Here is a 20,385-nt window from a genome sequence, read left to right on the forward strand (position 1 = left end):
ATTTTTAATAATGAACTCTTATAAGCCAAAATTTAATATTTTTATCACTCCAACCCAAGTCCCAAGGCACATCATTTCTATCAGTATTATGGCAAGTAACTAAAGCATAACCTCTAGAATCTGCATTTGTTACAGTAGAGATATGTTTAATATCCCCCTTTTTTTCATAAGCAACAAAATCTCCTGGCATAAGCTGATAAGAGGCTTTATATACCTTATCGTAGGTTCCATGAGCTATTACTGAAGCCCTTCCACTATATACCCAATAACCCTTAAACTTATCTGCATTTACCCAAGATGCTGTAGCTTCTCCTTTGGAATAATTCCATGATGAATTTTTCTTAAATTTACCGCCTTCATGCAATATCTGTGAAGCAAAGTTAGCACAATCTCCACCTTCTGGATTAAAATTTCTATAATCTTTATTATATTTATAACCAAATTCTTCTTCTGTAGCTGCTCCACAATATTTATTGGCATATTCTACCGACGCTTTCCTTCTTTCATCTAAATTTGAGAAATCTTTAGGTTCTTGAGCTAAAATAAATTCTTTTACATCATCTACTTTTAATTTTTCTAAATTTAAAGAATCTGCAAAGGGATCTGTATACCATTCCTTATTTATCAAGAAATTGTCCCCTTTATTTATTAAAGTAAGCACATGATAAGTCCCTATCCTAGCCGCATTAACTTCTTCAGGCCTATCTTCATAAACATACCTATATTCTGTAGAACATGTAAAGTTAACTTTGAATCCATTATCCTTTTCACTTATACGATTTACAACTACCTTGGGAAGTATTTCTGTAATTTTAACCCCTTGCTTCTGTTCCCAATTGTGAAGATAAATCATCTTTTTCTCTTCATTTTCATAGGCCCATGTACCATACTTAGTTCCCATATCATAAACTGACTTAATGCTTTCCTCTTCTCCAGTTACAATGGCTCTATTACGCTTTGCAATAGTTTCTTCAATAAAATTCTTAATTTCTAGCTTTACTTCTTCATCTACATCTTCAGCATTAGCCCTAGAAAAAAATATATTTGCAATAATAATAGCTAGTAATATTCCAAATATCAGCTTCCATGTAAGTATCTTTTTTATGGATCTCATAATGTTCATAAAGGTCCTCCTCATTTTAGCTCTTTAGTTAATTATTAATTTAAAGTTCCTTCAATAATGTTTATATAATTATCTATTTTTTCATCTCTTGGTACTTCACCAAACCAATCCATATCTTTTTTAAAGGTTTCGCCAAAATATCTTGCCTTTATTAATACCTCTGGTCTATATTCAAAATGGAGAATATCAAAATGACCCCATTTTCCACCCCATACAAAGTTATTTTTTTCAAAAGTATCTACCAATTCCTTAGGATAGGATAACATCCTCTTTTCTCCAGCATCTCTAGATGCCCACTTCCAATAGTCACTAGGATTACTATTAATATCAATAGCTATACCATAGGCATGAGGACTCAGCTTCCCTGTACCTGATATAACTCTATAATTGAAAGTTCCATTAATAGGATTTAGAAGTGATGATACAGCTCCGTTGCCTAAAGATAATTGTTTTAACTCCTCCATAGCCTTCTTTAAACTTTCTGCAGCCCCATTATTTTTATTAAATTGATAGTTTTTATAAGGTGCTGGAACACTTATAAGGTTAGATGATACTACTCTTTCACTACCTCCATAAGCTTCATTTAATAGATTATAATTTCTAAATCTACCTGGATCTCTATTTATATCTAAAAGCTTATCAGGCATAGTAAGCGGATAAATATCTTCTAGTATATCTTGAAGGTCTGCATTATCCATTTTTCCGTTAAAGTCCTTAGATTGCTTATCATCATATAGTATTTTCTTTCCTGTAGCCGTTATTATAAATACCTTTCCTTCTTCACTTTTTTCAACTCCAGTTATAAATTCCGGATACGCCATCATTAAGGCAAGAATATCTTGCTTCATTGTAGTATTGTAATTAATTTCATCATTATCTTCTATGTCATCTGCAAATACTTCCATACTATTAGGGAAAGTAACTAATATAGTTAAAATTATGACTCCATATAAAAATAGCTTTTTCATATATATCCTCCTAGCAAAAAAACTAACACAAAAATGACTTACGCTCTTATTTAAAATAAAAAATAGACTAAAATGTCCTTTAGCCTATTTTGTGTAAATATACAATTATTTATGACTGGTAAATTAATGAGTTTTTTTAATAAAAATATCTTTATTTTTTTTTTCAAATTCTAAAAGTTTACTTTTTATGTGCGTATGATTTCCGGCATATCCTACTAATTTCCCATTCTTTCCAATCACTCTGTGACAAGGAATTATTATTGGGAACTCGTTAGCTCTATTGGCCCCACCTATAGCTCTTACACCTTTAGGATTTCCAATTGCTATAGCAATATCACTGTAACTTCTAGTTTCTCCATAGGGTATATTCATAAGCTCCTGCCAAACTTTATTTCTAAATTCTGTAGTCCTTACTGACAATGGTAAGTTAAACTCTTCCCTTTCTCCATTAAAATATTCCTTTAACTGAGTTATAGCCGTTAAGCACCTCTCTTTATTATGTTCTAAACTTCCCTTATTAAGGTTATGGTATTCTCTCCATCCATCTTGAAAAAGTTCTATCTTCACTACGCCCTTTTCATCCATAACCACATATATAGTTCCTATAATAGAGTCAAAATAATCATACCACATAAAGTTACCCCTCTTTCGTTATAAACAGAGTTCTTAGCTTCTTTGAAGCTTTAAAGATCGCTATCCAGGGACGTAGCAGCTCTTTACTCCCACTTTAAGATAAGTGAGCGTATTAGAGCTAGTAGTCATCGGATAAAATTAAAAGATGTTAATACATATATATTAACATCTTCTCGATTATTTTATAATATATTTTATTTAATTAAGGCCCTGGTTGTAATCTGATTTCTTCTTCAACTTCGGTTTCTATTAGGCATAAATCTAATCTAGAGTTTATATACTCAGTTTTTAATTTCATATAATTGCCCCAGGTACATATACTACAATCTAAAACATCTATAAGCTCATCTATTAAGCAACCAACTTCCTGTGCTCTTTTAAGAGCACCTTTAATGTCCCTTTTATTAGCAATGGTAATACAGTTCACACTGCTTGCTGTATCAACTAAGATTTTATAGGAACCTATAAGTCTACATAACTGATCTATAGTAAAACCTAGATCTCTTCCATAACTTTCAATAATTCTTCTCTGCGTCATAAACTCCTACCTTAAAAATGCTTCATTGTAAATATATTATTCCAACCTATAAATTATTATTCTAAATCTCTATTATTTTTAAAATATATTTACTATCCTATTCTATATTCTTCTTTAAGCTTCTAGTAGCCACCACATCTACTCCAGTCCCTAGCATGTCCTTCACTATAATATCCCCCATAGAAATTGGAGCTTCTATCTCTATAGAATTTAATACTTCCATAGCTTTAAAATTTAACTCTTTAGGAATAGGTGTTTTTGTTTTTACTGGTATAACAGGGAGCTCACCATATTTAACTTTTACTGTGGTAGTTATAACTCTTACAGGATTCGTTACTTCATTTATCCCGTAAATTTCACCTCTTTTGCAAGTGTTTCCTGTAACCTCTTTTGTTTCAGTATTTACCTTTAAATGACATCCCATAGGACAACTTATACAAATTAATTCTTTTATCATATTATTCACCATCCTCCAGAGAAATTGTTATATCTCCTGTAATCTTTTCTAATTGAGTTTTGCTAAGTAAAATCTTTTCCATTTCCGATGGTGCTAAGTGACTTCTTTTAAAGCTAGTGATTATATCATCACCACATCTAACCACAAGCCTCTTATTATGATATATATTATTTACTCTCATAAATACAGTTAGTTTATCTTCTATCGCCTCTACATTTAATCTTTGAGGAACTGTATAATTAATTCTTTCACCATTTATTATATTTACATAACTCCCCTTGTCATTTTTACCTTTAATATATTTGGCAGCACAAAATCCAGCATGCTTAGATTCTGCACTAACAAAGTCTACTAAATCATGAACATGTACTACATTTCCACAGGCAAATATTCCTTCTACAGAAGTTTCCATGCTTTCATTCACTATAAGTCCATTTGTTCTTCTATCCTTATCAATACCAGCCTTAGAAGATAACTCATTTTCTGGTATTAGTCCTACAGATAATAATAAAGTATCACAATGAAACTCAATTTCAGAACCTTTTATTGGCTTTTTGCTTTCATCTACTTTAGCAATTACCACCTTTTCTAATCTCTTTCTTCCTACAACTTTAGTTACAGTATGTGATAAATAAAGGGGAATATCATAATCATTTAGGCACTGAACAATATTTCTATTAAGTCCGTTAGAATAAGGCATCAGCTCTACTACAGCCTTAACCTTTGCACCTTCTAAAGTCATTCTTCTTGCCATAATAAGACCTATATCACCTGATCCTAGGATCACAACTTCCTTTCCTGGCATATATCCTTCCATATTTATATATCTTTGAGCAGCTCCTGCTGTAAACACTCCTGAAGGTCTATCCCCTGGCATATTTATAGCTCCTCTAGTTCTTTCCCTACATCCCATGGCAAGAATAATAGCTTTTCCCTTTAGAATTAAATATCCATCTTCCTCATTTATCATATGAATCTCTTTATTTTCTTTTATTTCTAATACCATGGTATTAAGTTTAACTTCAACCCTAGTATCACTTATCATATGGATAAATCTTTCAGCATATTCAGGCCCTGTAAGCTCTTCTTTAAAAGTATGAAGTCCAAAGCCATTATGAATACATTGATTTAGTATTCCTCCAAGCTCTCTATCTCTCTCTACTATTAGTATTTTCTCTACTCCATTATTATAAGCTTCATAAGCTGCTGCAAGTCCCGCTGGACCTCCACCTATTACTATTAAATCATACATAAATGTTTCCTCCTATTTAGTTCTTCCAATTAAAATATATGATCCATCGCTTTCTTGAACTATATCTTCCATTGAAACATCTAGCTCTCTTGCAATTATTTCTTGAACTCTAGGACCACAGAAGCCACCTTGGCATCTTCCCATACCTGGTCTACACCTTCTCTTTACTCCATCTAGAGTTACTTTTCCAAAGGATCTCTTTATACTATCTATAATTTCACCTTCTGTTATACTTTCACATCTGCAGATTATTTTTCCATATCGACTATCCTTTTTTATAAGCTCTGCCTTTTCTTCACTGGATAATTCCATGAAGTTAATTTGCTTTCTAGTATTTTTAAAATTGTTTTTTAACTCAGCCTTAAGTCCGGAATTTTTTAGAATTTCTACCACATCTAAAGCCACTGCTGGTGCTGAAGACAATCCTGGTGATTTCATTCCTGCTACATCTATAAAGCCCTTTACGTCCTTAGCTTCTCCTACAATAAAATCTCCACAATCTGGATTTGCTCTAAGTCCTGCAAAATTTCTTATACTCTCTGTATAATTAATTTTATCTGTGGTTCTCACAGCAGTATTTTTAATAAACTCTAAGTTTTCTGCTGTAGTTGCAACATTATCTTTACCCTCTACACTTTCTGCATCTGGACCTACTAATAAATTTCCATGAACTGTAGGTGTCACTAATATACCCTTCCCAAGTTTAGAAGGACATTGAAATATAGTGTGGCTAACTACCTCACCTTGGCTCTTGTCCATAACAAAATATTCTCCCTTAATAGGATTTATCTTAAAGGCTTCTTTACAAACTAAATTGTGTATTTTATCAGCATAAACCCCTGCTGCATTAATAACATATTTGCTTTCTATAACTTCACCTTCAGCTGTATTTATAATAAAATGTTCTTTCTTTTCTATACCAATTACTTGTCTATTTAATTTAACCTCCCCACCATTATCTACTCCGTTTTCCACAAGGGCTATTGTGTATTCAAAAGGGCCAACAATTCCTCCTGTTGGTGCATATAGCGCACCCATAACTTTATCACTTAAATTAATCTCTTTTTCCAGTACTTTTTCTCTATTTAAAATTTGTAGTCCCTTAACACCAATTTTATTTCCATTGTCATATAACTCTTTTATAGTTTCCATATCTTCTTCATCAAATCCAATTACTAAAGAACCATTTCTTTTAAAAGGTACTGATAACTCATTACAAATTTCTTCAAACATCTCATTACCCTTAAGGTTATACTTTGCCATTAAAGTTCCTACTTTAGGATCGTAGCCTGCATGGACAATGGCTGAATTTGCCTTAGTTGTCCCCATTGAAACATCATTTTCCTTATCTATTATTGCTACCTTTAAATCATATTTCATAAGTTCTCTAAATATCGAAGCTCCAATTACTCCAGCACCTATTATAGCTATATCATACATTAAAATTTCCTCCTTTAATCGCAAAAAAGACAAGACAAAACAAGGATAACTCCTTATTTTGTGCTTGTCTCTAAATCTCTTATCAGCACTAATATTTCATTTACACTAATAGTATATCATTTTTTTTAAAAAGTGTCCATGAAACTGCTATTTAGTTATTAAGCTTAAGGGGATAATTTACTTTTTATATACCATTTCTACGTGAGGGATGTCATCTTCTAGGTACTCCTCTGATACTTGTTTAAAGCCAAGACTTTCATAAAATCCCTTTATATAAACTTGGCCAGATATTCTAATTTCAGTAGAATTAAGTTTCTCTTCTATAAACTTAATAGCTTCTAACATGATTTTTCTACTTAATCCTTTATTTCTATGATTCTCCTTAACTAATACCCTTCCAATAGACATCTCATCATAGGAAATTCCCTTATTAACTATTCGCAAATATCCTACTACTTCATTTCCTTCTTCTACATACAAGTGATATGAATTATAGTCCTTATTATCACAATCTTGATAAATACAAGTTTGTTCTACTACAAATACTTCATTCCTTACTCTTAAAATTTTATACAACTCTTCTGTAGTTAATTCATTAAATTTCTTTATTTTAATTTCCATAGCCTACCTCCATAAAATAAATTTAACTAATCTTCTTCCCATTGTCTAGTCCTTGCCACAGCCTTTTCCCATCCAGAATAAAGTTTCTCTGAAGTCTCTTTATCGCAGTTTGGCGTATAAGTCTTACTAGCAAACCACTTTTCTGCAATTTCTTCTTTACTCTTCCAAAAACCTACTGCAAGACCAGCTAAATATGCAGCCCCTAAGGCCGTAGTTTCAGATATTATCGGTCTAGTAACTTCTTGACATATAATATCTGATTGGAATTGCATCAAAAATCCATTTCTACTTGCTCCTCCATCTACCTTTAGCTTTTCAATTCTATAGCCAGCATCCTCAGCCATGGCATCAATAACAGCCTTTGATTGATAGGCTATGGACTCTAAGGCAGCTCTTATAATATGATTTCTATTAGCTCCACGGGTTAATCCAAAGATTGCTCCCCTTGCATACATGTCCCAGTATGGTGCTCCAAGTCCTACAAAAGCAGGAACTACATATACTCCCCCATTATCCTCTACCTAATTAGCAAAGTACTCAGTATCCACAGCATCAGTTATCATTCTTAATTCATCTCTAAGCCATTGGATAACTGCTCCTCCAACAAATACAGAACCTTCAAGAGCATACTGAACCTTTCCATCTATTCCTATGGCAATAGTAGTTATTAATCCATTTTTACTTCTAATTATCTCATCACCGGTATTCATTAATAAGAAGCATCCTGTACCATAAGTATTTTTAGCACTTCCCTTTTCAAAACACGCCTGACCAAATAAAGCTGCCTGTTGATCTCCTGCTATTCCAGCTATAGGAACTCTAATTCCTCCATTTCCACCTAAATTAGTGTGACCATATACCTCTGAGGAATTTTTAACTTCAGGTAACATAGATTTAGGAATCTGTAATATATCTAATATTTTCTCGTCCCATTTTAATTCCTTGATGTTATAGAGCATAGTCCTTGAAGCATTAGTATAATCTGTAACATGAACTCTTCCATTAGTAAGCTTCCATACTAGCCAAGTATCTACAGTTCCAAATAAAAGGTCTCCTCTTTCAGCCTTTTCTCTCGCTCCGTCCACATTATCTAAAATCCATTTAATCTTTGTTCCAGAAAAATATGCATCAATTAATAATCCTGTATTTTCTTTTATATATTCACTAAAACCTTGATCTACTAACTCATCACATATATGAGCTGTTCTTCTACATTGCCATACAATTGCATTATATATTGGCATCCCTGTGTTTTTATCCCATACAATAGTAGTTTCCCTCTGATTAGTTATTCCAATAGCAGCTACATCCTTTTGTGATATATTACACTTTGCCATAACCTCTTGAAGCATAGAGTACTGACTACTCCATATCTCCATAGGATCATGTTCTACCCATCCTTCTTTAGGATATATTTGTGTAAATTCCTTTTGACTCACCCCTAATATGTTTTGTTCCTTATCAAAAATTATCGCTCTAGAACTTGTAGTTCCTTGATCTAATGCAATTATATAATCTGCCATTTTAATCCTCCATCCATAAATTACTTAAATATCTATGTTTAAACAGAATTCTTTGCTTCAGAGGGAGTCTTTACTCCCTCTGAAGCTTAGAAATCGTTATCCAGGGACGTAACAGCTCTTTACTCCCACTTTGAAGAAGGTAGGAGTATTAGAGCTGGTAGTCATCGGATAAAATCATTCTTATAAATAATAAAAAGGCACATAAAACTAGCATTCTAGTCTTATGTAGCCTCTCTCATCACTCTTAGCCTACATAGCCCAAATTTCTTCTTTTGTAGTAGATACACAGGTTGCTCCTGATTTTAAAGCTGTAATTATTTCTTCCTTACTTTCAATAAGTCCTCCAGCGACTATAGGTTTATTAGACTTTTCTGCAAGTTTTTCTATAACCTTTGGTATAACCCCTGGTAATATCTCTATAGCATCACAGGCCTCTCCTAGATGCTTTATTGCATTATTTAGTGAAAGAGTATCAAAGATAAATACTCTCTGTATTGCTAACAAGTCATAAGCCTTAGCATATTTAATTACCTGAGGTTTTGTACTTATTACGCCTTTAAACTGAGTTTCTTTCTTTAAGTACTTTATTCCAACTTCTCTATTAGTAATACCATCTACTAAATCGATATGAACAATACCTATCTTATTTTTAGAATTTATCTTTTCACTTATTTCTTTAATATTAAGTATATCACCAAATAGGACAAATATTACCTGAACATCTGAATCTAGTACTATATCTAGTTCACTCTCATTCTTAACTGCTGCTATTATAGGATTTTCCTCTAATAACTTTATTAAATCCATACTTAACTCCCTTTCGGAACTGTTTTAACATGTTTTTTTAATTATTACATGTTTAAATTTTTTTGTCAATTAAGCTAAAATTTTATTTTGATAGCCTCAGAAATTATAATTAAAGTCATCATCACTTAATTATATTCATCATTAAGTGGTTCTGTTGCTTTAGAGTTTCTTATACAAACGATATATTGAAAAAAATCTAACATACTTGCTTCTAGCTCTTCTAGGTTATTATTAGTATAATACATTGGTGTTTCAGAAAAAGGTGAATCCTTACCCGTTAATTTATAAATATTCAAATTGCCTTCTAATAAATCATTAGTTTCCTTGATTTGTGGATAAACAACATGGAGCTCATTGGTGGTATAGCCACCATCTCCTGATTTACCCATTCTCTCACAACTATCGTAATTATATATCACTGTCAAAATCTTATCTTTAAATATTGAGTCATCAGAATTTAAATAGGCAGCAAACCACATCTTATCTTTTTCTTTACTTTGAAATGTATGGTTAAGTCCCCACTGTCCATAATATTTCCCCTTAGGTAATTCCTTTTGAAGAGTTTGAAAATTTTCATATATCATTTTATCTCTAGTATTATTCCAATCCACTTGATCTTCAGTATGATTATCTATATTCACTTTATTTAATATGTTCAAATTTGCAAGGTTAAAACCAGTAAAGTTTTCTCCAAGATACTCTCTATACATATCTTCCTTATTTTCTATATCCTTTTGCAATTCCTTTGAATATTGAGCAAAAGTTTCATCAAATTTATCTAAATCATTAAATGTACTTTTAATCCTATCTATTACTGCTTTTATTTCTTCAGGAGCTTCCTTTTCTGGTAAAATATCTACTATAAACCTATAGGCATTAATTGGTTGATGTTCTATATCCACACCTATAACCTCTATTCTACTCTCTTTAGGTAGAGTATTATTATACTCATATAATTTCTTCCAATGGTTATAACCATCTTTATTCCATCCAAATGTTCCTTTTAGTGGCTTATATATATCTTCTAATATTTTTATATCCCCAGTATCTAAATACTTATTTATAAAATAAGCATCGCTATAGGGAAGTTCACATAAATAATATTTAAAATCTGTTTTTTCTTTAAAATATTTTAAGAATTTCATGTTTAATTGTTCATTAGCCTTAGTGCCATGAAGCTCTGCAGTAAAAAAGATTTCCTTTCCCTCTATACCTGAATCCATAATGTCTAAATCTTTAAATTCACTTTCATCTTCTAAATCTATAGCACTATAGTTTTCTTTTAAATACTCTTGCATGATTTTTCTATTCTCAGGTGATTGTTCTAAACTTTTATCAGAGAATTCAATTGAACGCTCCTCTTTCTTACATCCAGTTAATAATATACCTAGTATTAAGAAAATTGATAGTAATCTTACACTCACTTTTTTCATAATAACTTTCTTCCTTTCTATATAATAGCTATATCAATAGTTCACTTGGCAATATTATATTTTAAAAATAAATTATGTATGTTCTTACTGTTTATTAGTTAAACTTATACAATGAATATGTTTACACTGCGAACTTTTCAAGATAATAGTTATATCTTGTTCATCAATACAGGATAAAAATCTAATAGTGCATGTACTAAAATAGGAACTATCAAAGAATTACTCTTTTTATATAATAAAGCAAATATTGCTCCAGCGGCAGTATATCCTCCAAAGGTTGATATAATAGCACTGAAAGATTGGATACCTGAATAGCTATTTACAGCAATTGGAATTGCAGCATGCATAGCACCCCACATCATCCCACTGATTATTATGGCTAAATATGTTGGTAGCTCTTTATCTAATTCTGTAAATAAGTATCCCCTAAAAATAAACTCTTCTGAAAATCCTACAACAATTAGAAAAAAGAAGGGCTTATATATACCTGCTAGTGAAAAATCACCTTTGATAAAAAATATTCCTATATAAATTGCAAATAAAATACAAGCAACTATCTTGCCATTTCTCGTTGTTCCAGCTATATTTAATGATTGTTTTCTTCTAAGCATAATTGACATAATAATTATTACAATAAGTAAGTTAGCTAGAAAGTCACCTAATAATTGTATTCCAATATTTGCTTTAGTAATACTATTAACACCTATAAGTAAATCATTATTATATAAGTATTTTACTAAGAAAAAGAAATACACCATATATATACCTATAAGAGCTATGGGATATATGATTTTTTTGTTAATTTTCATCTAAAGTCTCCCCTTTTTATGTATTTTATAATTTAAGTTGGCTTAATTCCAATGTTGTCAGTTAAAAATAGTACATAAATTTAAGTTACAGCTTAAGTTGAATTTTTAGCATGTCATGACTTAAATTTATATGACAATCAATTACTAGACCTAAATTGCTAACCCCCTCCTTTGTCTCTTATGGATATTAAATAATTCGTACAATTATTTTTAATGTAAAAATTTCCAACTTTTATAAACTTAAATATGTTTTTAATTAAAAAGTATAATTTTATAAATTAAGTATATGACTTCCACATAAGAACAGTCAAGGCATCCTCTCATTAACTTCCCTTTGCAAATTTTTCTTATAACCCTTCCCTTTTTCTTAACTTTTGGTCTTCCACATTTCCAATATTCCACTCCATTTGAACCTTTTATACAACTAGGATTAAGCCTTATAGATAAAAACTACATTTTTAGATATATGTTATGTTATTTTTTCAACAATAGTAATAAATAACTCTCACTAAAATATATTCATCCCCATATTATATATGGTAAAAATTTTTAAGGAGATATGCTATGGAAGCTAAGAATATATATAAAGCAGATTTACCTTATCCAGAAATAGGTTGCAAGGATAAAAATAAATCTTATGTACACTTAATACAAATTAACTATGCTGGTGCTATTTCAGAACTAACTTATGTAAATCAATATATATATCACAGCCTAGCTATGTCTGAAAAATTTGAAGATGTATCCCATTGCTTAAAGGATATAGCTAGGGTAGAACTGGAGCACCTAGAAATCTTGGGGAAACTTATCATAGCTCTTGGTGGAAATCCTAGATTTGAAATTAATAAAGGACATTGGACACCTAAATTTATTGAATATGGCTCAAATCTAGCCTCCATGCTTCGTGAAGATATAGACGGTGAAAAAGCTACCATTAGACAATATAAAGAAACTATAAAATTAATTAAAGATGAAAAGGTAACAGAAATACTTGAAAGAATAGTAAAGGACGAAGAAGTTCACATTAAAACTTTAGTTTTACTTTATAATGAAGTCTGTAGAAGAAGGTAGGCTCCTACTCTGAATTTTAAAGAGCCTATTACAGAATGTATATACTCAATCTGTAATGGGTTCTCTCCTTAATTAAAATACTCTTCTTTTATTTCTTCTTTACTTTTAATTGTCAAAATAATAAAATGTCCTATACTACTAAGTGCTATATACAATATTAACATAATTGGCCAGGACCATTGAAATTGTATTGTAATACCAACAGATATTATTCCTAGAAGTAATTCTTCAAATATAAATCCAATTACTTTCCATGGAATAAAAATACAATACTTCATTGAAATCTTCCTTATTAATATTATCACTATCACATAAGTGTATTGAAAACATAGATTCATAAAAACAGTAGAAGGTAAAAAAACAGGTTAAAATTACAGTAAATCCTGATAAATAATTCGTATTATAATTTTTCTCCTTTTAGTTTAATACTTTTTATTTAATTTCAACTAACCATTTTGCTCCTCCACTTAAATTAATATAAATTTCTATTCATTAATAAATAAAATATTCAAAAAACCCGCAAACCCCCAAGGTGACAACAACTAGTTAACTAGTTAAAAAGTTATATAGTTACCTAGGATTATATTTAACTAGTTTCATAGTTTAAAATATGACTAATTTCCTATATAAAATTTTGTACAGATAAATAGTTTAATTTTCTTTAATCTTCTCTCGTTGTACGAAAAATGAAGATATTATACTTGTTAACATTCCAGCTACAAAAATACCAACGAGTACTCCTGGTACTGGCTTCTTGAATACAACAAATAATAACATTATTATCAATACTGTTATTTCTATAGAAAGACCTAACCACATTACTTTTTTCATTATCTTTTTTCCTCCTTTCAATGGCTAAACTACTAAATCTATCTCCACTTAAAGGGTATTGATTTTAATAACCACATTGTAACCTGTAATCAGCTTATTTTATAGAAAAATGCACAAAATTCTATATTCTGTGCATGAAATTCCAACTTAATAGCAAAATTGGTGAACAAATAATCTTATTCTGTTACGTAGTCTTCAACAGCTTGAATTATAACTTCTCCCTTTATAGATAATGGAGCTATTACACATATCTCCTTACTAAAAATAATTTGATAGTTTTCAAATTCATATATCTTATTACCATTTTCTTCATTTACTAGTTCTAAATGTTTAGTCATATCTTTTAATGATGTTTTACCATTTTGAAATGCATCTTTTATTTCTATTCGATTTGCAAAAAAATCAATAAAGTATGCTTCTTCTAATCTATATGTATATATATTATAATCATCATAATCCCCAATAAAATCGATACTTTCATTCTCTTCTATACTCATATGCAAATAATTACCTACGCCTTTATTATTATACTGCTGATGATATGCCGAGGTTAGTATTATAACTAATCCTGCAAATAGCAATGCACATATAACTGCTATTGCAATCAATAACTTAACCATGGTTGAATATTTTTTCTTACATTTTTTAAAATAATGTACTTCCTTGGTATTGTTTTGCTTCTCTTTATCTGTAACAGACATAGGTTTTATCATTTGCTGAAATTCTTTATTACAATCTTTACACTCTTTTAGATGCTCTTCTATATCTTTACAGGTTTCATCACTTGTCAAATTATCAACATAACTTGGCAATAAATCTTTTACTATATAGCAATTTATTTTCATTTTGTCAGATCTCCTTCCATTAACTTCTTTTTTCCCCTATAGAACATTACCCTTGAATAGTTCTCTGATTTCCCTATTATTTCACCTATTTCTGCAAAAGATAGATCACTCGAAATTCGCAAATAAATAACCTCTTTCATATTATCATCTAATTCCCGCAACTTCTTATAAAAAGCTAACTTATCAAATCTATTCATAACCTCAGAATTTAGATCATAAGAATCCATTATATCTATTTTTATTTCTTCCATTGAAATAGTTTCATATTTCTTATTCTTTTCAAGGTGTTTGTACCAAACATGTTTAGCAATCTGACAAAGCCATACAGAAGGTTTACAATCCCCACGATATTTATTAATAGTTTTCATAGCCTGATAAAAAGTTTCCTGTGTTAGCTCTTCTGCTAAATTATCATCATGTACCATAGATAATAAATAGTAATACACCTTTTTCCCATGGTTTTTATAGTATACTTCTATATCTTCCACATTTTCACCTCCTAATAGTAAGTACGTAAAATATTAATTTCGTTACAAAAAAATTAGACGATAAATTCTAATTCTTACTTTATCGTCTAATCTTTTACTTATAAGGATTATAAACTTACTGCTAATTAACCTTATTAATCACTATCTTTTACCTTCATAGAGTTTTGTTCCTGGTAAGATTACCTTAAAACAATCTTCTGCTCTAGAGTTTATAAAGGTCACATTTTTTTTGAAAGGCTTTTTTATCCTTCCAAATCCACCTTCATTGTTTAAAAATCTTTTATTTTCATCTAGTGTTACTAGTTTTTCATAAAGCCACATGTTTCTTCTATTATAGTTAATTCTTTTTCCTGTGGAATTGTTCTGTATCATTTGTCCTGGGCTATTAACTATTATACTGTTTCTAGATATTACTACCTCTATAACTCTATCTATAGAAGAATACTCCCTATAAAGTACTGCATTGTTTATTGCCTCAACTATAGCTCCTATAGGATAATTCTTGGGCAATATTTTTCTTAATATATCTTCGCTTTTATCTATCATAGATAGAAGATTACCTTGTACAACATTTACTCGTTCTTTTACCTTCCCTAAATTATTAGTTATCCTGATCATATTTTGAGGTATGCAAAGACTATTATTATCGGAGAATACTAAAAGACCTCCCAAGGTACATTTCTCTTCTCCAGTATCATTATCTGTGTATGATATTCCTGCACTTCTCATAAGAAATTTTTCATTAGAACTATTTATAACTATACCTTTTTTATGAAAATATTTTTTTACTATCTCCATATTTATAAGATTTATATCACTTCTCACCACTTGTGAAGTTTCAATAAAAAAATCTAAATTCTCCTCAAAAGCTTCTACTAGCTCTTGTTTCCTCATAGTATCAGTAGTAGAGCCTCTTCTGATATAAAATGCTCCGTTCTCCTTAAGTTGATATGGCTTTTGTTCTCCATCATATATTGTAATTATACAAATCCTTTTTTCACTTATATTATACTCATCTACAGAGATTGGGATTGGTGGCTCACATCTAGAGGATATTATTTGCTGCACTTGTTCTTCTGTGAAAACCTCACTTTCATCTAAGCCTATTAACTCTTTTGTTTTATCCTCAATACCTACAACTATATATCCTCTTCCACCCTTTGAATTAGCAATGGCACAAACGTCTTTAGCTAGTTCCTTTTTTCCACTTTCAAAATCTAAAGAAAGCTTTTGTTTAAAATCTAGCTTTAATCCTTCTTGCCGTTTTATGATAGACAGTATTTTCTTAGTATCCATGATCTCACCTCAACTCCCTATATTAATATAATATTAAAAAGGATCCATATATGACTTTATAAATATATAAGATTTAAGGAATATATCTATTAATACTAACCCTTGTGGAGCTTAATTTTAATTATATCCTTTATAATATTAATAGCCTTATTCTTGCTACCATTATTATCTATAGTAATATGAGCATATTTTTTATAGAGCATATATCTCTCTTTATGCAAATCATATATCTTTTCTTTTCCTTCTTTTAAAAGCGGTCTATTTGATATATCTAAAGTTTCTATTATTTTTTCCGGTTTTCTGTCTATAAATATTATACATCCACTTCTTCCTAAAGCATCCATGTTCTCTTTTCTCTTTATAACTCCACCACCAGTGGCTATAAGAGTATTTTCTAGTTTAGAAACCTCTTTAGCTGCTTCTGTTTCCCTTTCTCTAAAGAATTCTTCACTAATATTAAACATATCCTTTATAGTCATATTGTTTTTTTCTTCTATATATTCATCTAAGTCAATAAAACTTATTTCTTCCTCTTTACTAATTATATTACCTAGACATGTTTTCCCACATCCTGATAGACCTATTAATATGATATTATTCAAAACTATTCTCCCTTCTAGAATACCTATATATTATTCTACTGAAGCATCATATCTAAAATAGCAATGGCAGTGACACACTCCACCACTGGCACTGCTCTTTGTACTATACAAGGGTCGTGTCTTCCCTTAATTTCTAAAATATCATCAGCTTTGGTCTCCATGTTTACAGTTTTCTGTGGTAAAGCTATAGATGGCGTTGGTTTAAATGCTACTGAAAATGTAACTGGCATTCCACTAGTAATTCCACCTAGAATTCCCCCATTATTATTAGAATAGGTTTTTATATCCTCGCCTTCAATATAGTACTGATCATTTACCTCACTACCTCTTAGGGTTGAGATATTAAATCCTTCTCCAAATTCTACTCCCTTAACTGCTGGAATAGAAAAAAGCATATGGGATAATATACTTTCTACTGAGTGAAACATTGGACTTCCAAGTCCTACTGGCAGGTTAATAACAGCGCCTTCTATAATACCTCCAATAGAATCTCCTAAAGCTTTAACCGCTAAAATTTCTTTTTTCATTTCTTCGGAAATAATCTTATTTAAGGTAGGAAATCTATCCTCCCTCAATTCTTGTAATAATTCTTTTCTTATATTTACTTTGTCAAAGCCATGATCTTTTATCTTTCCTATAGACTTTATATGTGAACCTATATACACATCATGTTCTTTTAAAATTTCCTTACATATTGCTCCTGCAAAGACTAAAAGTGCTGTGAGCCTACCAGAAAAATGTCCTCCACCTCTATAGTCATTATATCCTTCATATTTAATCACAGCTGGGTAATCACAGTGGCTAGGTCTTAGCTTTACCTTAAGCTCTGAATAATCCCTAGATTTAGTATTGTTATTTTCAATTATGGCTGATAGTGGTGCTCCTGTAGTTCTTTCTTCAAAAATCCCGCTTAAAACCTTAGGCATATCCTTTTCTACTCTAGAAGTAGACAATGAATCTTTACCTGGTGCTCTTCTTCTCATTTCTTCATGAACAAAGTCAAAATTTATCCTATGACCCGCTGGTAACCCATCTATAACAACTCCTATGGCATCACCATGGGATTCTCCAAAAATTGATACTTTTATTTTATTCCCTATAATTGAACTCATCACATTCACCCCCTAATTTAAAATAATCCTTAAAGAAATTAGGGTAAGACTTTTCTATGGCCATAGGATTATTTATGATTACATTACCTTTAGCTCTTGTAGCTGCTATAGCCAAGGCCATTACTATTCTATGATCATTGTGGGAATCAACTTCTCCACCCTTTAATTCATTAACTCCTGATATTATTAAAGAATCTTCTAACTCTATTATATTTGCTCCTAGTTTATTTAACTCTTTAGTTATAGCATGTAGTCTATCACACTCTTTAATTCTAAGTCTTTTAGCATTTACTATTCTAGTTTCCCCCTCTGAAAGGCTAGCAAGAGCCGTAAGAACTGGAACTAAATCTGGACAATTAGAGGCATCTATCTCTATGCCCTTAGTCCTAGAAGGTTTTACTTTTATACCTTCTTCACTTTCTTCCATACTACACCCCATAGCTTCTAGAATATCTAATATGACCTTATCTCCTTGAAGGGAATTCTTATTTAGACCAGAACACACTATAGAAGAACCTAATGCTCCTGCTACTAAAAAGAAGGCTCCCTGTGAATAATCTCCCTCTACATAATAATTTCTACTATTATATTTTTGAGCTCCTCTAATATTAAACTCTTTATAATTATTATTTTCTATCTCTATGCCAAAATCCTTTAAAATATCTAAAGTAAGATCTATATATCCCTCAGATTCTAGTTTTGTAGTTATCTCAATTTTAGAATTACCATCTAAAATGGGAAGAGAAAACAGTAGCCCTGTTATAAATTGTGAGCTTATATCTCCCCTAACTCTATATGTACCACTAGTAAGTTTTCCCCTTACTTTCAAAGGCAAACCGCCATCTTCTGTTGAGTATTTTATACCCTTTTCTTCGAAGATTTCATAATATGGTTCTAGTGGTCTTGAAATCAGCTTTCCTTCTCCATGAAATATATAGTCCCCCTCTTTAGTTAAAGCTAGTGGAATTAGGAATCTTAGGGTGGAGCCAGATTCTTTACACCTTAAATCTAGTTTCTTTTCATAGGAAAACATCTTCCTTCCATCAATGTGCAAACTATGACCTTCAATGTTAACAACTGCTCCTAACTCCTTCATTATCTCCATAGTAGCTTCAATATCCTTAGAGAGTTGTATATTATCCACTCTAGATATTCCTCTGCTTAGCGCAGTAGCTATTATCCCTCTATGTCCTAAACTCTTAGAAGGAGGAACAACTATATTCCCTTTAAGTACCTTGGGTTTTATTATAATTTTATCCACCGCTTTTCCTCCTAAATAAACTTTTTTAATTCTTCATGGCTAGCCTTATGAATAAAAACCTTACCTATGTCTTCAATAAGAATTAGGTTTATAAAATTTCCTATTGTCTTTTTATCTACTGAAATAGCATCAATAATATCTTCCCTGGTCTTTCCTTGGAAATCATAGGGCAAGTTAAATTTATCTAGTAATCTTTTTATTCTATTAGCAACTCCATCCTTACATATATTTAGCTCCTCACATCTAAGCGCTATAGAATACATCCCTATAGCCACGGCTTCTCCATGAGAAACGCCCTTGTAATTTTCAAGTTTTTCTATAGCATGACCTATAGTATGACCAAAATTTAAAGTCATCCTCTCTCCCTTGTCCTTTTCATCCTGCTCTACTACTTGTTTTTTTATATTACAGCATTTATATATTATATCTTCTATATATTCAAATAAAACTTCATAGCTTTCTATACTTTCAAACTTTTCAAAGAGCTGTTTATCCTTTATTAATCCATATTTTATAGCTTCACCTAATCCATCATTTACATATCTCTTCTCTAGGGTTTTAAGCACCTGAGGATCAATATATACTGCCCTAGGATGATAAAAATTACCTATTAAGTTTTTTCCTCTAGGTAAATCTATAGCAACCTTACCTCCTATTGATGAATCTATTTGGGCAAGTAGTGATGTTGGAACTTGAACAAAAGGAATTCCCCTTAAGAGAGTGGCTGCACAAAAGCCTGCTAAATCTCCAATGACTCCTCCACCTAAAGCTATAACTAAATTTCCTCTATTTAGCTTGAAATCTAAAAGTTCATTATAAAGCTTCATTAAAGATTCCATTGATTTACTACCTTCACCAGGTTTCAAAACTACCTTTAAAACTTTAAAATTATTATCCTCTAAAGACTTTTTAACTATATCTCCATAAAATTCATCTACATTTTCATCAGTAATTAAAGCTATTTTATTTCCTTTATAAATCTTTGAAATCTCTTTACCTATACTGTTTATAATTCCTGATTTAATAAGAATTTCATATTGATTATTGGGAAGGTTTATTTGTAAATTTCTCATAATTATCTTCCTCCGCTTTATTGTTCTCTCCTTTTATTTTAAATAGTTACTTACTGTTATTATAAGTTATTTATTACTAATTATTATACATTAATGAATTATATTTTCACATATGAAATCATTAATAGAAACTTATGTATTAAATTACTCATTTTATATTATATATATTGTACATTAATATAAATAGTGTAAAATATAATAT

Annotated in this window: 21 protein-coding genes and 1 pseudogene; 1 reads left to right on the forward strand and 21 read right to left on the reverse strand. The window is 30.7% G+C overall.

The window, feature by feature from the left end:
- Positions 1-4 precede the first annotated feature (4 nt).
- From B3630_RS06055 to B3630_RS06110, 12 genes and pseudogenes are all read right to left on the reverse strand, one after another.
- Positions 5-1,114, reverse strand: a complete 1,110-nt coding sequence (locus tag B3630_RS06055) for an amidase domain-containing protein (protein ID WP_346896700.1) — start codon at positions 1,112-1,114, stop codon at positions 5-7.
- A 44-nt stretch (positions 1,115-1,158) separates the two neighbouring features.
- Positions 1,159-2,091: a M15 family metallopeptidase gene (locus tag B3630_RS06060; RefSeq protein WP_346896424.1), complete on the reverse strand. Its 933-nt coding sequence runs from the start codon at positions 2,089-2,091 to the stop codon at positions 1,159-1,161.
- Between the two features lie 123 nt (positions 2,092-2,214).
- A complete protein-coding gene (locus B3630_RS06065; protein ID WP_346896426.1) occupies positions 2,215-2,724 on the reverse strand; it encodes a methylated-DNA--[protein]-cysteine S-methyltransferase in 510 nt (169 codons plus the stop codon).
- A 202-nt stretch (positions 2,725-2,926) separates the two neighbouring features.
- Positions 2,927-3,262, reverse strand: coding sequence for a hypothetical protein (locus tag B3630_RS06070; RefSeq protein WP_346896428.1), 336 nt, complete (start codon positions 3,260-3,262; stop codon positions 2,927-2,929).
- Between the two features lie 97 nt (positions 3,263-3,359).
- Entirely contained in the window at positions 3,360-3,719 is a 360-nt protein-coding gene (locus tag B3630_RS06075; protein ID WP_346896430.1) for a DUF1667 domain-containing protein, read from the reverse strand.
- 1 nt (position 3,720) lies between these two features.
- Positions 3,721-4,971 (reverse strand): FAD/NAD(P)-binding oxidoreductase, encoded by a 1,251-nt coding sequence (locus tag B3630_RS06080; protein ID WP_346896432.1) that lies wholly within the window; start codon positions 4,969-4,971, stop codon positions 3,721-3,723.
- Positions 4,972-4,983: 12 nt separating this feature from the next.
- Positions 4,984-6,411: an NAD(P)/FAD-dependent oxidoreductase gene (locus tag B3630_RS06085; RefSeq protein WP_346896434.1), complete on the reverse strand. Its 1,428-nt coding sequence runs from the start codon at positions 6,409-6,411 to the stop codon at positions 4,984-4,986.
- A 177-nt stretch (positions 6,412-6,588) separates the two neighbouring features.
- Positions 6,589-7,032 carry a GNAT family N-acetyltransferase gene (locus B3630_RS06090; RefSeq protein ID WP_346896436.1) on the reverse strand — a complete coding sequence of 148 codons (444 nt, stop codon included), beginning with the start codon at positions 7,030-7,032 and terminating at the stop codon, positions 6,589-6,591.
- 26 nt (positions 7,033-7,058) lie between these two features.
- Positions 7,059-8,555, reverse strand: a pseudogene (glpK, locus tag B3630_RS06095) (glycerol kinase GlpK).
- A gap of 249 nt (positions 8,556-8,804) precedes the next feature.
- Entirely contained in the window at positions 8,805-9,362 is a 558-nt protein-coding gene (locus B3630_RS06100; RefSeq protein ID WP_150845407.1) for a glycerol-3-phosphate responsive antiterminator, read from the reverse strand.
- A 125-nt stretch (positions 9,363-9,487) separates the two neighbouring features.
- Complete coding sequence (locus B3630_RS06105; RefSeq protein ID WP_346896438.1) at positions 9,488-10,795, reverse strand: hypothetical protein; 1,308 nt, start codon at positions 10,793-10,795, stop codon at positions 9,488-9,490.
- A gap of 149 nt (positions 10,796-10,944) precedes the next feature.
- The gene (locus B3630_RS06110) at positions 10,945-11,604 is read right to left on the reverse strand and encodes a CPBP family intramembrane glutamic endopeptidase (protein WP_346896440.1); all 660 of its coding nucleotides are present in this window, start codon (positions 11,602-11,604) and stop codon (positions 10,945-10,947) included.
- Positions 11,605-12,168: 564 nt separating this feature from the next.
- Between B3630_RS06110 and B3630_RS06115 the strand changes: the two genes are divergently transcribed.
- Positions 12,169-12,675, forward strand: a complete 507-nt coding sequence (locus B3630_RS06115) for a ferritin-like domain-containing protein (RefSeq protein WP_346896442.1) — start codon at positions 12,169-12,171, stop codon at positions 12,673-12,675.
- Positions 12,676-12,743: 68 nt separating this feature from the next.
- On the opposite strand, the gene B3630_RS06120 is transcribed toward B3630_RS06115, so the two are convergent.
- The 9 genes from B3630_RS06120 to aroB all read right to left on the reverse strand — a co-directional run bounded on the left by B3630_RS06120 (position 12,744) and on the right by aroB (position 20,183).
- Positions 12,744-12,953, reverse strand: coding sequence for a hypothetical protein (locus tag B3630_RS06120; protein ID WP_346896444.1), 210 nt, complete (start codon positions 12,951-12,953; stop codon positions 12,744-12,746).
- Positions 12,954-13,326: 373 nt separating this feature from the next.
- Positions 13,327-13,506: a hypothetical protein gene (locus B3630_RS06125; protein ID WP_346896446.1), complete on the reverse strand. Its 180-nt coding sequence runs from the start codon at positions 13,504-13,506 to the stop codon at positions 13,327-13,329.
- A gap of 176 nt (positions 13,507-13,682) precedes the next feature.
- The gene (locus B3630_RS06130; RefSeq protein WP_346896448.1) at positions 13,683-14,351 is read right to left on the reverse strand and encodes a zf-HC2 domain-containing protein; all 669 of its coding nucleotides are present in this window, start codon (positions 14,349-14,351) and stop codon (positions 13,683-13,685) included.
- Positions 14,348-14,839, reverse strand: coding sequence for a sigma-70 family RNA polymerase sigma factor (locus tag B3630_RS06135; protein ID WP_346896450.1), 492 nt, complete (start codon positions 14,837-14,839; stop codon positions 14,348-14,350). Before B3630_RS06135 ends, B3630_RS06130 begins: the two co-directional genes overlap by 4 nt.
- 141 nt (positions 14,840-14,980) lie before the next feature.
- On the reverse strand, positions 14,981-16,135 hold the full coding sequence (locus B3630_RS06140) for a helix-turn-helix domain-containing protein (RefSeq protein ID WP_346896452.1): 1,155 nt from the start codon (positions 16,133-16,135) through the stop codon (positions 14,981-14,983).
- Positions 16,136-16,230: 95 nt separating this feature from the next.
- Positions 16,231-16,737: a shikimate kinase gene (locus tag B3630_RS06145; protein ID WP_346896454.1), complete on the reverse strand. Its 507-nt coding sequence runs from the start codon at positions 16,735-16,737 to the stop codon at positions 16,231-16,233.
- Positions 16,738-16,772: 35 nt separating this feature from the next.
- Positions 16,773-17,849, reverse strand: a complete 1,077-nt coding sequence (gene aroC, locus B3630_RS06150; protein WP_346896456.1) for a chorismate synthase — start codon at positions 17,847-17,849, stop codon at positions 16,773-16,775.
- Positions 17,827-19,110, reverse strand: coding sequence for a 3-phosphoshikimate 1-carboxyvinyltransferase (gene aroA, locus B3630_RS06155; protein ID WP_346896458.1), 1,284 nt, complete (start codon positions 19,108-19,110; stop codon positions 17,827-17,829). The genes aroC and aroA overlap by 23 nt, the downstream gene beginning before the upstream one ends.
- Positions 19,111-19,121: 11 nt before the next feature.
- Positions 19,122-20,183, reverse strand: coding sequence for a 3-dehydroquinate synthase (gene aroB / locus B3630_RS06160; RefSeq protein ID WP_346896460.1), 1,062 nt, complete (start codon positions 20,181-20,183; stop codon positions 19,122-19,124).
- Between the last annotated feature and the right edge of the window lie 202 nt (positions 20,184-20,385).

Source organism: Clostridium sp. UBA7503 (genome assembly GCF_002477055.1).
Classification (GTDB): Bacteria; Bacillota; Clostridia; order Clostridiales; family Clostridiaceae; genus Clostridium_J; species Clostridium_J sulfidigenes.

What these genes read in the sequence shown, in the direction of transcription:
- B3630_RS06055 (WP_346896700.1), bottom strand. Translation starts at nt 1,114, where the DNA reads ATGAGATCCATAAAAAAGATACTTACATGGAAGCTGATATTTGGAATA.
- B3630_RS06060 (WP_346896424.1), bottom strand. Translation starts at nt 2,091, where the DNA reads ATGAAAAAGCTATTTTTATATGGAGTCATAATTTTAACTATATTAGTT.
- B3630_RS06065 (WP_346896426.1), bottom strand. Translation starts at nt 2,724, where the DNA reads ATGTGGTATGATTATTTTGACTCTATTATAGGAACTATATATGTGGTT.
- B3630_RS06070 (WP_346896428.1), bottom strand. Translation starts at nt 3,262, where the DNA reads ATGACGCAGAGAAGAATTATTGAAAGTTATGGAAGAGATCTAGGTTTT.
- B3630_RS06075 (WP_346896430.1), bottom strand. Translation starts at nt 3,719, where the DNA reads ATGATAAAAGAATTAATTTGTATAAGTTGTCCTATGGGATGTCATTTA.
- B3630_RS06080 (WP_346896432.1), bottom strand. Translation starts at nt 4,971, where the DNA reads ATGTATGATTTAATAGTAATAGGTGGAGGTCCAGCGGGACTTGCAGCA.
- B3630_RS06085 (WP_346896434.1), bottom strand. Translation starts at nt 6,411, where the DNA reads ATGTATGATATAGCTATAATAGGTGCTGGAGTAATTGGAGCTTCGATA.
- B3630_RS06090 (WP_346896436.1), bottom strand. Translation starts at nt 7,032, where the DNA reads ATGGAAATTAAAATAAAGAAATTTAATGAATTAACTACAGAAGAGTTG.
- B3630_RS06100 (WP_150845407.1), bottom strand. Translation starts at nt 9,362, where the DNA reads ATGGATTTAATAAAGTTATTAGAGGAAAATCCTATAATAGCAGCAGTT.
- B3630_RS06105 (WP_346896438.1), bottom strand. Translation starts at nt 10,795, where the DNA reads ATGAAAAAAGTGAGTGTAAGATTACTATCAATTTTCTTAATACTAGGT.
- B3630_RS06110 (WP_346896440.1), bottom strand. Translation starts at nt 11,604, where the DNA reads ATGAAAATTAACAAAAAAATCATATATCCCATAGCTCTTATAGGTATA.
- B3630_RS06115 (WP_346896442.1), top strand. Translation starts at nt 12,169, where the DNA reads ATGGAAGCTAAGAATATATATAAAGCAGATTTACCTTATCCAGAAATA.
- B3630_RS06120 (WP_346896444.1), bottom strand. Translation starts at nt 12,953, where the DNA reads ATGAAGTATTGTATTTTTATTCCATGGAAAGTAATTGGATTTATATTT.
- B3630_RS06125 (WP_346896446.1), bottom strand. Translation starts at nt 13,506, where the DNA reads ATGAAAAAAGTAATGTGGTTAGGTCTTTCTATAGAAATAACAGTATTG.
- B3630_RS06130 (WP_346896448.1), bottom strand. Translation starts at nt 14,351, where the DNA reads ATGAAAATAAATTGCTATATAGTAAAAGATTTATTGCCAAGTTATGTT.
- B3630_RS06140 (WP_346896452.1), bottom strand. Translation starts at nt 16,135, where the DNA reads ATGGATACTAAGAAAATACTGTCTATCATAAAACGGCAAGAAGGATTA.
- aroC (WP_346896456.1), bottom strand. Translation starts at nt 17,849, where the DNA reads ATGAGTTCAATTATAGGGAATAAAATAAAAGTATCAATTTTTGGAGAA.
- aroB (WP_346896460.1), bottom strand. Translation starts at nt 20,183, where the DNA reads ATGAGAAATTTACAAATAAACCTTCCCAATAATCAATATGAAATTCTT.